Raw genomic sequence first — 14674 nt, forward strand, 5'->3', positions numbered from 1 at the left:
CACAGCGGCTTTCCGAATGGATCCAACGGCCACCTAGTGCCGCGCAGTCCTCTACTTGCGCAGCTCCACGCAGCGTAGGAACCGAATAGACAAGCATGAAAATGACCGCGGCGATCACGGCAAAGAGGTTGAGGCCTCGTTTGCCCTTCACCCGTCTTCCTCAAGCTTCACGCGCAATTCGCGCAAGACTGGCAGCACACCTTTGACTCTGTGTTCGCCAAGATCGGTCACAACCTCGCTTAAGAGCGGTGCAATCAGGGCCAAGGCGGAATCGCGGGCCTGTTGACCAGCAGGGCTGATCGCCACCATCTTGCGGCGGGCGTCGTCCCAATCGGGTCGAATGTGGACGTAACCTGAAGTCTCAAGTTTGCCCAATGTGTTGGTCATTGCACCGCGCGTCACATGGAAAGCCTTGGCCAGTTGCGCTGGGCTTTTCTCGCTGTGGGAATGCGCGAGATGGTTCAGAACAGAGAAATGCGACAGCTCCATCCCCTTGGGCAAAGCCTTGGACAATCGGCTGCGCGCCAACTGGTCCGCCATCAGGATCTCGCTAAACAGCGAAACCGCTAAGACGCTGGAGTCATTTGCGTTCTGGGCCATCAAAATCCTTGTCATGCGTCAGCGATGGAATGCGCCTACGCGCTTCTGCCACTTTTTCACGGTCCAAATCAATGAAGATCATGCCCGATTCTGTTCCGGCGTCGGCCATCACCTCTCCCCAAGGAGATACGATCAATGAACGACCATAGGTTTTTCGAGTTGGCCCACGACTTGCACGATGCGTTCCTGTCTGGGCAGGCGCCAAAACCCAGCACCCAGTCTCAATAGCCCGTGCCTGAAGCAATGGATGCCAATGCGCCGCGCCGGTGACAGTCGAAAAGGCAGAAGGAATCGTCAGAACCTCCGCCCCGGCTTTGGCAAGCGCACGATGTAAATGGGGGAACCGGATGTCATAGCAAATCGAAAGGCCGATCTTTGCAAAGGGCGTTTCAGCGGCAACTGCAGTCTCACCCGGGCGGTAGCCTTTGGATTCGTGGTAGGTCTCGGTTTCCGAAACCGTCACGTCAAACATGTGGATCTTGTCATAGCGGGCTTTGATTTCCCCAGAAGGGGCAATCAAAAACTGCCGGTTCACAAAACGCCCATCAGGATCGTTGGACTTCAGTGCCAGCGAGCCGATAGTGACCCATAATCCAAGACGAGCCGCAACATCCTGAATGCCCTTCAAAAAAGAATCTTCGGCTTCTGGCCGCAAAACCTCATTCTGATGCGTGCGACTGCCGGAAACACAGTTCGTAACCTCTGGGGTCAGAACATATCCAGCGCCCTGATCCTTCGCTTGTTCCAGCATCTTGGTGACCACAGCCAGATTTTCAGCCGGGTCATCCGAAGATGTGATCTGAAGAAGCGCTGTTTTCATCAAGCCGCCAGAAGTGGGTCCAACTTACCCGAACGCTCTAGCGCCATCATATCGTCACAACCGCCGATGTGCTTTCCATCCACAAATATTTGAGGGAAGGTCCGTCCACCATTACTGCGCTGGATCATCTCTTCCTTGCGCGCGGGTTCTTTCCAACCGTCATATTCCACAAAGGCGACGCCTTTTTGTTTCAACAACCGCTTTGCTGCGGCGCAGTAGCCACACATTGGGCGGGTATAGATTTCGATTTGAACCATTGCCTGTTTCCTTAATCGCCAATTACCTGCGCGATTTAGGGGTGTTTTGCAACGCGTGCTAGCGCAATCACGTTCACTTGATCAGCACATGCATGCAAACAGGCCTCAGTTGCCGCTGAAAAGGTCGCTCCGCTTGTCATGACATCATCCACCAAAAGCACCGAAGCGGTTTTGAGCTGAGTCAGGTGTTTAGAATTCACAGAAATCGCGTTGCGAAGTTCTAAAAACCGTTCCTCTCGCGTTTTCCCATCGAGAGAGGCTGTTGCAAAGGTCCTTAATAGCAAATCTGGTATATATTGAAGAGAGAGCTCTTTCGCGACGCGCTCGGCCAAAAGGGCCGATTGATTGTATCGCCGTCGTAGAAACCGCGTCCAATGCAGGGGGATGGGCGCCACAATCGTAACTTCGCTCACTATGGGAGAGGCCTCCGCAGCCATCCACCGCGCCGCGGGTCTCGCGATGTCGTGGCGATCACCGTGTTTCAATCGCAGAACCAAAGAACGCGCTGCGCCCTCGTAAAGCAAAACCGAACGCCCCTGGCTCCATAGCGGGTCATTTGTCATGCAATCATCGCAAACCTCTTGATGTTCAGAAACTTGCCCAGGCAGCGGAATCCCACAACGATCACAGATTGCGCCCCCGATGAACGGCGTTTCGCGCCAGCACGACCCGCAAAGTTGGAAGTCTGACTCCACATGCACACCGCAAGCCACGCAACGTGGCGGAAAAATCATCTGAACCGCTGTTTGAACTTGTTCACGAGTGATCATATGGTCCGCGTCATGCAAAACGCTCCGCTTATCACCGACCGCAAAGCCCTGATGGCCAACCGGCGTCGTGCCGACCACGATGGCGGAATGTTCCTGCAAACCACCGCGGCCGACGATCTGCAAGATCGCCTATCGATGGTTAACAGAACCTTTACAAGCCCGGCGATTGTGACGCCCTTTCCAAAGATTTGGGAGGGACGGTTTGAGGACGCGGTGATTGTTCCTGATGACGAGGTTCTTTCATTAACGCCCGGCGCTCATGATCTGGTGATCCACGCGATGGCACTGCATTGGGCGAATGATCCTGTTGGCCAGCTGATCCAGTGTCGCCACGCATTGCAAAACGACGGTTTGCTGCTTACCGCAGGGTTTGGCGGCCAGACGCTGAACGAACTACGCGCGTGCCTCGCTCAGGCCGAATCCGAAATCACAGGCGGCCTCTCGTCACGTATCCTACCCATGGCGGAAATCCGAGATCTGGGCGGCCTTCTTCAGCGTGCAGGTTTTGCCCTTCCCGTTGCGGATGGATTGCCTTTGACGGTCAGCTATGAAAGCGCCTTTCACCTGATGAAGGACCTGCGCGCGATGGGGGAAACAAGTGCGTTGACCTCACGACGTAAAGAATTCTCACGTCGAGACGTCTTTCAGCGTGCTGCTGAAATCTATGCGGAATCCTATTCTGATAAGGGGCGCATCAAGGCCACGTTTGATCTGATCTTCATGACCGGTTGGGCCCCAGATGCCTCGCAACCCAAACCGCTACGTCCCGGATCAGCCGAGCATCGTTTGGCAGATGCTCTGGGCACAAAAGAGGGCAAATTGCCCAGGTCCTAAAAGATTGGTGAATTCTCAATTGACCCATGGCCTCAAGGCGCTATCTCAGGTGGAACGCACGCTTAACTCAGGACGCCATCATGTCAGCCACTCGCCCAGAACACGCGCCATCAGATCATCCGAGAGTTCCGCGCGGGAAAACCGGCATCCTGCTGGCAAATCTCGGAACGCCTGACGACTATACTTATTGGCCGATGCGCCGGTATCTCAGCGAGTTTCTGTCTGATAAGCGCGTGATCGATTATCCGGCATGGAAGTGGCAACCACTGCTGCAGCTTATCATTCTGACCAAACGCCCCTTTAGTTCCGGGGCGGCTTATAAGTCGATTTGGAATCACGATCTGGGCGAGAGCCCTTTGATGACCATCACAAAAGCGCAAACTGAAAAGTTTCGCGAGAGCATGACTGCGCTTTATGGTGATCAGGTGATGGTTGATTTCTCGATGCGCTACGGGAACCCTTCCACCAAGTCCAAGGTCCGCGCGATGGTTGAGGCGGGTTGCGAGCGGATCCTCTTTTTCCCGCTTTACCCGCAATATGCTGGTGCAACGACGGCCACGGCCAATGACGCCTTTTTCAAAGCCTTGATGGAGGAAACCTGGCAGCCTTCCGCGCGAACCGTGCCGGCTTATTTTGACAATGCGGAATACATCGAGGCGCTCGCACAATCCGTCGAAACGGCGTATGGTAAATTGGGCAAGCGCCCGGATATCTTGGTTGTCAGCTATCACGGAATGCCAACCCGCTACCTAATGCAGGGCGATCCATATCATTGCCAATGTATGAAAACGACGCGCCTGTTGAAGGAACGTCTGGGCTGGGCCGACACAGATATCGTCTCAACCTTCCAATCGAAGTTTGGCCCTGAAGAGTGGCTTCAGCCCTATACCGTTGAAGAGGTCGCTCGCCTTGCCGAAAGCGGTAAGAAGGATATCGCTGTGATCGCACCGGCCTTCTCTGCTGACTGCATCGAAACGCTGGAAGAAATCAACGAAGAGATCAAAGAGAGCTTTGAAGAAGCGGGTGGAGAAAGCTTCACCTACATACCCTGCCTCAACGATGAGGACGCGCATATCCGCGCCCTGACATCTATCGCGCAGCAAAGCCTTTCCGGCTGGCTCGACTAACACTCACAAAAGAAAAAGGGCGCCGCAAAAGCGGCACCCTTTTGAATTTTTGTAACGGCCATGAAGCCGCCGAACAACTTAGTTGTTGGAAACTGCTGCTGCTACAATTGCCAGCAGAAGCAGAGGCACAACGAAGTTAGAAGAAGAAGACGCTGCTTCTTCCATAACAACTGGTGCTTCAACCATTGGTTCGGACATGCCACCAGCAAATGCTGTGGACGCTGCTGCAGTCAGAGCTGCTGCGAGAACGAGTTTTTTCATAGTAACCTCCAAGAAATTAGCTCACGTCACAAGTTTAGGCGACGCAAGCACCCAAGACTTACCTCGTGATTTAGGTGTAAACAGCAAACGGTTAGGTTTGCAAACCCAAACACGAGGTAAAATTTCGGCCAATGCCGCTATGTCGTCAAATTAGCAACACTTGTGTGCCGATTTTCGCCAATTCGAACAGCTCGGCGATGTGTTCGTTGTAAAGCCCCACACAACCGTTCGAAGAACGACGGCCGATTTTGCGCGTGTCGTGGGTTCCGTGGATTCGGTAATATGTCCAGCTTAGATAAAGCGCGTGTGTCCCCAATGGGTTATCTGGACCCGGCCCGACAAATTCTGGCCATTCAGGATTGCGCTTACGCATCGCAGGTGTCGGGCGCCAGCTTGGGCCTTCCACTTTGCGAATAACTTTGGTTCGCCCGCGACGTGTCAGATCTTCGGTCAAAGGAACGGAAGATGGGTAGAGTTTATAGGTCCCATCTTCACCCCAATAATGCAAAGCACGACTGGTGATATCGACAAGAATGGCACCGTTTTTCAGATTGTCGAAATAGGGCTCCCAACGCATGGTCCGGAAGCTCGATGTATTTCGACGTACTGTTTCAGTAATATCCCGCTCAACCTCGGTGGTCGCCTCGGAATTGATGTCCTGTGCCAGTGCGGGAGCTCCTACAAATGCAGTGCCTGCTGCCAAGAAGGAGCGGCGTCCCATTACGAATTTACGGTTTTCACTCATGTCACTTCGCCTTGCTCTAATGCGCGATTTCGCGCCAATCTATGACCGGAATGCCTCAGTCGCAAATCAAACAAGCGTCATTTGGCCGAAGTCACGCGAATGTGGGCTTTCAACGCAACGTGGCAGAGGGTACACCCGTTTCGAAGCGAATATTCCACTCGGAAGGGCAAGAAATGCGTGTAATTGCGGCTTTGATGGCAATGTTGCTGGCTGTATCAGCCTGTACAACCACCGTAACAGACCCGCCATTGGGCGCTGATGGCAAACCTTTGCCGCGCCTTTACAAGATTCGCGCCAACGATACCTCCAAGATCCAGTTCCGCATGGTTGATTCGGTGAACGCGCTGCGCTCCGCGTCAGGTCTGGGCGAAGTTGCGCTGAATGCTCAGCTTGTTGCCGCAGCGGCGACCCACTCACGCGACATGTCGATTCAGAACCGTCCATGGCACTTTGGCTCTGACGGCTCCTCTCCGATCGAGCGCGTTGCCCGCGTTGGCTATGAAGGTGTGTTGGTCGGAGAAGCGATCTCTGAAACCTATGAGACAGAGCTGGAAACCCTTGGCGCATGGATGGAAGAGCCCGGACCACGTACGGTCATCTTGGATCCTGCGGCAACTGATCTTGGTTTCTCATGGCATCAGGAAAGCAACGGTAAGATTTGGTGGACGCTTGTCATGGGCGCACCTGGTACGCCTCAAATCCCGGATGTTCTGGATATCGCGGCAGCAGCCATTCCTGAGCAGTAATTATTCGTAAATCCAAATGGGCGTATCGTCTTTGACCATCGCATAAATTTCCTGCATCTCGCGATTGGTCACAGCGATGCACCCCGCCGTCCAGTCCACGCCACCCTTGCGGTTTCTCCATGGGCGACCATGAATAAAGATATCGCCGCCCGGGCTAAACCCATTGCGCGCGGCATAAGCCCGATCTTCGGCATTGGGATATGATATCCCCAAAGACAGGTGGAACTGGCTGTTCGGATTGCGACGGTCGATCATATAGGCCCCTTCAGGCGTACGACCGTCCCCTTCTCTTTGCTTGTGACCTTGAGGCGCAAACCCAAGCCCTACATCATAGACTTTCAGCGCCTGATTTCCGTGCATCAGGTACATCTTGCGCTCGCCTTTGTAGACGAGAATTCCCGTTACTTCTGGACCACTATAGAACTGAAATTTTGATGACGTGCAGGCGCCCAGCGCCAGCATCAGGCTCATTAGAATAGCGAAGATGCGCATTTGTTTTCTCGTTGCTGCTCAATTGCTCCATACCACAACCGGACGCACCAACCCAGACGAGAAAAACAGACTCACATCGTTTTGAGCGCTAGGTACGCACAAACTTGCCGACCACTTCAATGTGGCAAGACCAGCGGAACTGATCGACCACCTGCACCCATTCAAGCTGGTAATCTCCGCGGATCAGCGTTGAGGCATCACGTGCGAAAGTCACCGGGTTGCAGGAGACAAAGGCAATGGTTGGAACTTTTGATTGCGCGAGCTCGATGGTCTGAGCCTCGGCACCTGCGCGCGGTGGGTCAATAACGGCCGCATCATAGCGAAGATCGCTGGCAATGATGGGGTTGCGGAACAGATCGCGTGTTTCGGTAGTGACACGTTTCAGTCCGTGCGACTGACGCCAGCCTTGATCCAGCGCCTTCATCATGGATTTCAGGCCTTCGACCGCATGCACTTCAGCGCGTGCGGCAAGGGGCAACGAGAAGGTCCCACAGCCTGCAAACAAATCCACAAGTTTTGGTGCATCGCCCACAATCTCCTGCACAGCATTCAGCAGAGCCGCCTCACCATGTTCAGTCGCCTGCAAAAAGGCTCCAGAAGGCGGAACTACCTTGGCGGCGCCAAATTTTTGCCATGGCTGATAAAGCGTTGCGATGATTTCATCGTCCCAAGCAAGCCGTGCCAAGCCGAGCCGTTGTGCCTCCTGCCCCAGCTGCATCTGGAACGACCCATCAAGTGGTTTGCCGCCCGTCACGGCGATATCCAGTCCCTCGGCAGACAAGGTCGCGGTGACCGAAAGCTCGCCCTTTCTCGACGCACCGATCATGGCGAGCTCTTTGGCCACGTCCAAAGCAGGCATCAGATCAGGGTGCATCACCTGACAATCCGGAATTTCAACAATCACGTCGCTGGCGCGTTGGTGAAACCCTGCCATGGCGCCTTTTTTTGTCCGTCGTGCGGAGATCACAGCGCGTCGACGGGACATCGGTGGAGAAGTTTCTATGGGCTTGAATTCCGTCACAATGCCTTGTGCCGCCAGCGCATGACGCACCACGTCCACTTTCCAATCTGCAACAAAGGCATCAGAAGCATGCTGCAAGCCACAACCGCCGCAGGACTTGAAATGACGACACGGCGGTTTAACGCGGTTCTCTGACGGCGTCACAACCCGAATGTCGCGCAGCTGAGTTCCCTCAATGCTGCCGGTCACGGTTTCACCAGGAAGGGTCAGCGGCGCAAAGAGCGGCCCATCTGCAATGCCATCGCCTTGATGGCCTAGTCGATTGATCAGAAACTCAGTCATGGCGCCGCAATAGCCCGCGGCGCCCAGTTAGAAAAGCCTATTCCGCCGCTTCGGCAGCGATGAAGCCACCCGACTGCCGCCGCCAGAAGCCTGCATATAGCCCGTCCTGAGTTAGAAGATCTGCGTGGCTGCCCTCTTCGACAATGCGCCCCCGATCCATGACGATGATGCGATCCATCTCCGCGATGGTCGACAGGCGGTGCGCGATGGCAATAACGGTTTTCCCAACCACAACCTCATGTAACGCCTCTTGGATTTCAGCTTCAACCTCACTGTCTAAAGCCGATGTCGCCTCATCCAGAATAAGAATTGGCGCGTCTTTGAGGATGGCACGTGCCAAAGCGATACGCTGCCGCTGTCCACCCGAAAGTTTCACGCCACGCTCTCCAAGGAAGGCGTCATATCCCGCGCGGCCCTTCTGATCTTTCATATCCAGAATGAACTCATGCGCCCGTGCCTTTTTCGCCGCAGCAATGACTTCATTCTCGCTGGCGTCAGGACGGCCATAGCGAATGTTTTCCATTGCAGATCGGTTGAACATCGCCGTTTCTTGCGTGACCATTCCGACATGCCGCCTCAGGCTTTCCTGAGTCACGGTTTGCACATCGTGCCCAGCCACGCGGACTTCGCCGCTGTCCGCCTCATAAAGGCGCAGGAGCAGTGAAACAAAGGTCGACTTCCCTGCCCCGGATGCCCCGACCAAACCGATTTTCTCACCTTCGGTAACTTTGATTGATACATCGCTGATCCCCGCAGCAGATTCGCTATAGGCGAAATCGACGTTCTGAAACTCAACGGTGGCCGGGCCTTGCAGTTCCTTGGCGTCGTCGCGATCCTCAATCCGCATGATCGCGGTCAGTGTGTGCATACCGTCTTCGATTTCACCAATTTTCGCGTAGATCGACATCAGAGAGAACGATACCCAATTGGTCATTTGCCCTAGGCGAATTGCCTGTGCACCGGCGGCAGTGATCTCACCCGGTGTCGCGCTCCCGGCGGACCAGAAGTAAACCGAACTCAGAATGATCAACACCGGAAGAGTGCCCGCCAGCACCATTAGGCAGGCGCGGAAGCTGACAGAAACATATCCGAATTCAAACACTGTCTCGCGAAAATCGCCCATAGCATTGATCGCAGCGCGATCTTCAAATTGGCTGTTCGCAAAGAGCTTTACGGTGCGCATGTTGGTGATCGTATCGACCAGCTGCCCGCTGACCACAGACCGCGCATTCGCCCGCAGTTTTGCTTTCTTCCGCACGCGAGGAATGAAAAACCGTAGGAGCATCACATAGGCCGCGATCCACAGCACAAGCGGAATGGCGATGCGCCAATCCACCATGGCCATCAGAGCTGTGGCCGCGACAACAGAGATCACTGCAAAGACAACGGTGTTCACGACTTCAACAGTCGCCTCAGAAATTGCTGAGGAGGTCTGCAATTGTTTCTGCGCGATCCGCCCGGCGAAATCATTGTCAAAGAAAGACACCGATTGCCCCATGACCCAACGGTGCAAACGCGCATTTACCATTGGGCCAATATTGGGCTGCAAAAGCAGGATTTGCGTGCCCAGGTTGGCGGTGAAAAGAAGCGGCCTCAGGATCAGAAAGAAGGCGATAAAGCCCACAAAAAGCCAGGCATTTTCGGAAAATACCGTTGCAGGATCGCTGGCCAAAACCGTGTCGATGATCGCGCCCAGCAAATAGGCCGCAATCGCATCCACGGTTCCGCCCATCGCCGAAAAGACGATGCCTAGCAGAAGCAACCCGCCACAGCCTTTAAGCGCCCAGCGCACGAACCCGGTGAGCCGTTGCGGCGGTGGGGAATTCACAGGGCGAAAAGGGTCAAACCGCACAACCAAGCGGGTTATTCCCAATCGCTCAAATATTGTTTTTTCGTTCATTCCGCTGCCTCAGCCGTTCCCAAAAAGCCCCCGGATTGCCGTTTCCAGTAGCTCGCATATTGCCCATCTTTGGAAAGCAATTCAGCATGGCTGCCTTCCTCGACAATGCGGCCCTCATCCATGACCAGAATCCTGTCCATCTGCGCAATAGTGCTCAGCCGATGGGCAATGGCAATTACGGTTTTCCCTTCCATCATGCCGTAGAGCGTTTCCTGAATTGTCGCCTCAACTTCGGAATCTAGAGCGGAGGTCGCCTCATCCAAGAGGAGGATCGGCGCATCCTTCAGAATAACCCGCGCCAAGGTGATGCGCTGGCGCTGGCCACCGGAAAGTTTCACACCGCGCTCGCCGACATGCGCGTCGTATCCCGTGCGACCTTCCTGATCTTCCAGATCCAGAATGAAGTCATGCGCTTCGGCTTTGCTGGCGGCTTCGATCATCTGCGCGTCGGTCACGTCTAGTTTGCCGTAACAGATGTTGTCTCGGATCGACCTGTGCAACAGCGAGCTGTCTTGCTGTACCATCCCAATTTGCGCACGAAGGCTATCCTGGGTCAGCGTCTTAATGTCCTGACCGTCAAACAGAATGCGTCCGGCTTCGGCCTCATAAAACCGTAAAAGCAGTTTGACCAATGTGGATTTCCCAGCACCGGAACGTCCGACCAGACCAATTTTCTCACCCGGTTTGATCGTCAAGGAAATCGCATCAAGCCCACCCATTTCGCGCCCATAGTGGTGCGTTAGAGACTGAATCTCGATCTGACCGTCTTTAAATGCGAGCGGTTCCGCATTGGCGGCATCCACCAGATCAATCGGCTGCGCAATGGTTTCCATGCCTTCTGACACGACACCCAACTGGCGGAAGAAAGTGGTCAGTGCCCACATGATCCAGCCGGTCATCGCGTTCAGCCGTAGCGTCAAAGCCGTTGCTGCTGCGACGATCCCTACCGTCGCGCTGCCCTGCATCCAAAGCCAAATCGCCCAACCGACGACACCCAAGATTAACAGGCCGTTCAGAATGACAAGCGACACATCCATGATCGTGTAGATGCGCATTTCCTTTTGGAAAGTGACTCGTGTGTGTTCGATCGCGTCCTTCGCATAGTCGATCTCGTGTGAATCCTGTGCAAACAGTTTCACCGAGTGAATATTGGTATACGCATCCACCACACGGCCAGTTACAGTAGAGCGCGCGTCAGACGCTGCTTTCGACGCGGGACCTACCCGCTTCACGGTCCAGGCAACAAGAAATCCGTAGAGAACCAGCCAGATCACCAGTGGAAGCAATAGTCTCGGATCACCTTGACTTAGGATCACCGCGGCCCCAACCACATAAGCCACCGAAAACGCGATGGCATCAAACACCTGAAAAATTGCCTCACCAGCCGCAGGCGGCGTCTGCATGATCCGGTTGGCAATGCGACCAGCAAAGTCGTTTTCAAACCAGCCAACCGATTGGCGTAGAACATGTTTGTGGGACCGCCAACGGATCAATGTCCCGAAGTTCGGAAGGATCGAGTTGTTCAGAATCAGGACATCAAGCGCCTGCAGAACGGGCCGGATTAACAACACAAAGAGCGCAGCCAAGATGAACTCTGTCCGGTATTGGGCCCAAACCTCAGCCGGGTCTCCAGATAGCAGATCGACCAGCCGTCCAAGGTAGTGGATCAGTAAAATTTCCACCACGGCCACAATGACCGACATAATGGCAGCAATCCAAAAAACGGTTTTAAACGGCCCCATATAGGCGCGTAGAAACGGCCATAGTTTTGTGGGCGGTGTGTCGGTTTCGACATAGTCCACATAGGGGTCGACAAGGTTTTCAAAGAAACGAAAAAACATAGAAAATACTCACATACGTCGTCCTGTTGATCAGGATATGGGTAGGAAAAGCAAAAGTGCCGGCCGAAGCCGCGTCAGCGATCAATGAACCGGGTCAATGACGGCTTAAGGAAAAAAGATCCGTCTATCCATTTTGCACTCTCCTTGTGAGATACACTGAGGGTGGCTTAGGTCTCAGAATGAGTCAACATGCGAATTTATGAAGCTTTGGTATCAGCTTTGAAGAAGCGCATCCTTGTCCATCGAAAATCCTGAGGCGATCCATAGGTCTTCCAGCTTTCGGAGCTGATCCCCAAGGTCTTTTCCCTGAAAGGCAGGCATCAAATCCGCAGGTTTGATTGGAAATTCAGCGGATACCCCAAGATCAATGTCCTGCTGAAAACCGGTAGGTAATGGCTGCTCAAACAATGCAGATCGCAACAAAACCACAGAGAGCGCGATGTCTTCGTTCTGGCGATAGGCGATTTCGGCAATCGACATCGGGTTACCGGTCAATTCGCGCAATAGTTCTAGGGTTGCGGCTTTCTTTTTGGACAATCTGAGTGCTTCAGGAACGTTATTGCCGCCTATCGCTGCAAGACGGCGAATCGGATCTGACGCTGCACCGGCTTGCTGCTCAAAATGAACCAACGGCGCCAGAGCTTTGTCATCCGCGCCGAGAATGATTTCAGTCAAAACGGTCGCCTGACGCATTGCAGCCACGGCGGGCGCCGGATCAGGCGCCGCCAATAGTTTGGTCATTTCTGACCCGATACGTTCCTTTGAAAGCGTTTCTATTCCCGAGGAATGCGTGGCAATTGCGGCAAGCGCCTCGGAGTCCCAACCCATCTCGGGATCACCGTACCAGGCGTTGAAACGGAAGAAGCGCAAAATCCGCAGATAGTCTTCGCGGATACGCATCTCGGCATCGTCGATAAACACGAAGCGGCGCGCTTTCAGATCACTGAGCCCGCCTAGAGGATCAACAACTGTGCCATCCGCCTTCGCATAAAGAGCGTTCATCGTAAAATCACGCCGGTGGGCGTCATCCTCTACCCGATCTGAAAAGGACACAACAGCGCGCCGACCATCTGTTTCGACATCTTTGCGGAAAGTCGTAATCTCATGCGGGATACCATCGGCAACAACGGTTATCGTGCCGTGATCTTTACCGGTTGGAATGGCCTTCAATCCGGCCTTCTTGGCCAATTCAATCACACGATCTGGCAGTGCATCTGTCGAGATATCGATGTCCGCAACCGGCGCACCCAGCAACGCATTTCGTACACATCCACCCACAAGGAGAGCTTGGTGGCCAGCATCAGAAAGCATAGCGCAGACGGTTTGCGTAGATACGCGGGTTAGCCAGTCGCCCGAGACTTTCAAGCAACCACCCGTTCCGCCAATCCACGCAAAATACGCGCGGTGGCGCCCCAGATGTAGTAGGGCCCAAAAGGCACCGTATAGTAGTGACGCATTTGACCACGCCAACGGCGGCCTTCGATCAGAAAATTAGCAGGGTCCGTGACATGAGCGAGCGGCACATGGAAAACCTCATCCACCTCACCGGGTTCAGGGCGAAATGCGAAAGGTTCTAGAACCTCACCGATCACGGGCGTTACTTGAAAACTGGTGACCGTTTCATGGCTGGGCAATGTGCCCAGCACGCGCACGTTATCTTTCGGCAAGCCGATCTCTTCGTCCGCCTCGCGAAGCGCGGCGGCCACAACATCGGCGTCACCGTCATCCTGTTTGCCGCCGGGAAAGGCAATCTGACCAGGATGATGTTTCAGGTGGGAGCTGCGCTTGGTCAGAATGACATGCGCAGCACCTGCAATCACTTGAACCGGCACCAGCACACCCGCAGGTCGCAGCTTGCGCCCCTCGGGCAAAGCCACATCCGGGTTCAGATCAAAATCCGATGACGCCCCACCCTCGCGGCCCAGCGCTGTCAGCAGTGGCGTCAACGCTGTTGTCATTCGGCAGGGCTCTCCGCCTGAAAGCCGACAGTTTTCGGATCCATATCGTAATGCGATCCACAGAACTGGCAGTCCGCCGTTACGCGCCCCTGTTCATTGGTCATCTTTTCAATGTCCTTGGCCGAATAAATCGACAGAGATTGTCGTACGCGAACTTCAGAACAGGTGCAGCCAAATTTCACACCCTGCGGATCATAGACGCGGGGTGCTTCCTCATGAAACAGGCGCAGCAGCAGGTTGGATGGCGTGACGCTTGGCCCTATCAATTCCAACTCTTCAACGGTGTCGAGCAGGATATTCGCGCGGTTCCAGTTTTCTTCCTCGTCATCTTCCAGCAAATCAGCGGCTGTCAGCTGGCCCTTTTCACCAGAGCCCCCTTCTCCGCTCACAGATGGAGAAGCTTTTGGCATGTGCTGCAGCATCACACCACCAGCACGCCAATGTTCACCGACGCCGGGTTCAATCGATTTACCAAACCGCAAAGAGAACCGCGTCGGCAGCTGTTCGGACTGCGCGAAGTAGCCTTCGGCGCTTGCGCTGAGCGATCCACCCGTCAAAGGCGCAATACCCTGATACGGCTGCGTGCCTTCACCCTGATCGATCAAAACGGCAAAATAGCCCGCGCCCAGCTGCTCAAACGGCGTGGCATCGGTCAAACGGTCAGCATCATAACCAGCATAAGCTCGGATACGGGCAGGTTCGCCTTCTTTCTGAGGCGCGTAATAATCGGTTGCGATCATGCGCACAGGTCCATTGGTCTGAACCTGAAGAGAAAGTTTCCAGCGTAGGCTGATTGTTTGGCCAATCAATGCTGTCAGCAAGGCAACCTCCGCCACCAGCGCTTCAACCGCCTCCGGGTAATCATGCTGTTTCAGAATGCCGTGCAGCACGCTGTCCAGCCGCGCCACGCGGCCGCGAATGTCAGATTTGTCCAGCTGAAACGGCAGTACGGTGTCGTCCCAGGCAATTTTAGTTCCGAGGGTCATGGGGTTTCCTTACAGGCCTGATCTTGGCATACCG

General features: G+C 54.6%; 16 protein-coding genes and 1 pseudogene. 3 read left to right on the forward strand and 14 right to left on the reverse strand.

Translation table 11 applies throughout. From position 1 onward, the window contains the following. Positions 1-147: 147 nt before the first annotated feature. The 5 genes and pseudogenes from M0D42_RS13990 to M0D42_RS16025 form a co-directional block, all read right to left on the reverse strand. Positions 148-600 (reverse strand): MarR family winged helix-turn-helix transcriptional regulator, encoded by a 453-nt coding sequence (locus tag M0D42_RS13990; RefSeq protein WP_265019225.1) that lies wholly within the window; start codon positions 598-600, stop codon positions 148-150. Further along, on the reverse strand, positions 581-1420 hold the full coding sequence (locus tag M0D42_RS13995; RefSeq protein WP_265019226.1) for a carbon-nitrogen hydrolase family protein: 840 nt from the start codon (positions 1418-1420) through the stop codon (positions 581-583). The genes M0D42_RS13990 and M0D42_RS13995 overlap by 20 nt, the downstream gene beginning before the upstream one ends. After that, positions 1420-1677 (reverse strand): glutaredoxin 3, encoded by a 258-nt coding sequence (grxC, locus tag M0D42_RS14000; RefSeq protein WP_265019227.1) that lies wholly within the window; start codon positions 1675-1677, stop codon positions 1420-1422. The genes M0D42_RS13995 and grxC overlap by 1 nt, the downstream gene beginning before the upstream one ends. Before the next feature lie 35 nt (positions 1678-1712). Then, on the reverse strand, positions 1713-2240 hold the full coding sequence (locus M0D42_RS14005) for a ComF family protein (RefSeq protein ID WP_330221199.1): 528 nt from the start codon (positions 2238-2240) through the stop codon (positions 1713-1715). Positions 2241-2249: 9 nt separating this feature from the next. Next, positions 2250-2447, reverse strand: a pseudogene (locus M0D42_RS16025) (double zinc ribbon domain-containing protein); the annotation flags it as partial. On the opposite strand from M0D42_RS16025, the gene M0D42_RS14010 reads away from it, so the two are divergent. Next, complete coding sequence (locus M0D42_RS14010; RefSeq protein ID WP_419195944.1) at positions 2448-3281, forward strand: SAM-dependent methyltransferase; 834 nt, start codon at positions 2448-2450, stop codon at positions 3279-3281. An 80-nt stretch (positions 3282-3361) separates the two neighbouring features. Next, complete coding sequence (gene hemH / locus M0D42_RS14015; protein ID WP_265019228.1) at positions 3362-4408, forward strand: ferrochelatase; 1047 nt, start codon at positions 3362-3364, stop codon at positions 4406-4408. A gap of 78 nt (positions 4409-4486) precedes the next feature. On the opposite strand, the gene M0D42_RS14020 is transcribed toward hemH, so the two are convergent. Together M0D42_RS14020 and M0D42_RS14025 are read right to left on the reverse strand one after the other, a co-directional pair. Beyond that, a complete protein-coding gene (locus tag M0D42_RS14020) occupies positions 4487-4669 on the reverse strand; it encodes a hypothetical protein (RefSeq protein ID WP_265019229.1) in 183 nt (60 codons plus the stop codon). Between the two features lie 145 nt (positions 4670-4814). Next, a complete protein-coding gene (locus tag M0D42_RS14025; RefSeq protein WP_265019230.1) occupies positions 4815-5414 on the reverse strand; it encodes a L,D-transpeptidase in 600 nt (199 codons plus the stop codon). 173 nt (positions 5415-5587) lie between these two features. Between M0D42_RS14025 and M0D42_RS14030 the strand changes: the two genes are divergently transcribed. After that, entirely contained in the window at positions 5588-6160 is a 573-nt protein-coding gene (locus M0D42_RS14030) for a CAP domain-containing protein (RefSeq protein WP_265019231.1), read from the forward strand. On the opposite strand, the gene M0D42_RS14035 is transcribed toward M0D42_RS14030, so the two are convergent. From M0D42_RS14035 to M0D42_RS14065, 7 genes are all read right to left on the reverse strand, one after another. Further along, the gene (locus M0D42_RS14035) at positions 6161-6652 is read right to left on the reverse strand and encodes a L,D-transpeptidase family protein (RefSeq protein ID WP_265019232.1); all 492 of its coding nucleotides are present in this window, start codon (positions 6650-6652) and stop codon (positions 6161-6163) included. Positions 6653-6740: 88 nt separating this feature from the next. Beyond that, entirely contained in the window at positions 6741-7955 is a 1215-nt protein-coding gene (locus tag M0D42_RS14040) for a class I SAM-dependent RNA methyltransferase (RefSeq protein WP_265019233.1), read from the reverse strand. Positions 7956-7992: 37 nt separating this feature from the next. Next, positions 7993-9855: an ABC transporter ATP-binding protein gene (locus M0D42_RS14045; protein ID WP_265019234.1), complete on the reverse strand. Its 1863-nt coding sequence runs from the start codon at positions 9853-9855 to the stop codon at positions 7993-7995. Then, positions 9852-11696: an ABC transporter ATP-binding protein gene (locus M0D42_RS14050; protein ID WP_265019235.1), complete on the reverse strand. Its 1845-nt coding sequence runs from the start codon at positions 11694-11696 to the stop codon at positions 9852-9854. Before M0D42_RS14050 ends, M0D42_RS14045 begins: the two co-directional genes overlap by 4 nt. 213 nt (positions 11697-11909) lie before the next feature. After that, positions 11910-13061 carry a CCA tRNA nucleotidyltransferase gene (locus M0D42_RS14055; RefSeq protein ID WP_265019236.1) on the reverse strand — a complete coding sequence of 384 codons (1152 nt, stop codon included), beginning with the start codon at positions 13059-13061 and terminating at the stop codon, positions 11910-11912. Further along, entirely contained in the window at positions 13058-13654 is a 597-nt protein-coding gene (locus M0D42_RS14060; RefSeq protein WP_265019237.1) for a CoA pyrophosphatase, read from the reverse strand. The genes M0D42_RS14055 and M0D42_RS14060 overlap by 4 nt, the downstream gene beginning before the upstream one ends. Beyond that, entirely contained in the window at positions 13651-14640 is a 990-nt protein-coding gene (locus tag M0D42_RS14065) for an Hsp33 family molecular chaperone HslO (protein ID WP_265019238.1), read from the reverse strand. The genes M0D42_RS14060 and M0D42_RS14065 overlap by 4 nt, the downstream gene beginning before the upstream one ends. Between the last annotated feature and the right edge of the window lie 34 nt (positions 14641-14674).

The organism is Cognatishimia activa (assembly GCF_026016445.1).
GTDB lineage: Bacteria > Pseudomonadota > Alphaproteobacteria > Rhodobacterales > Rhodobacteraceae > Cognatishimia > Cognatishimia activa_B.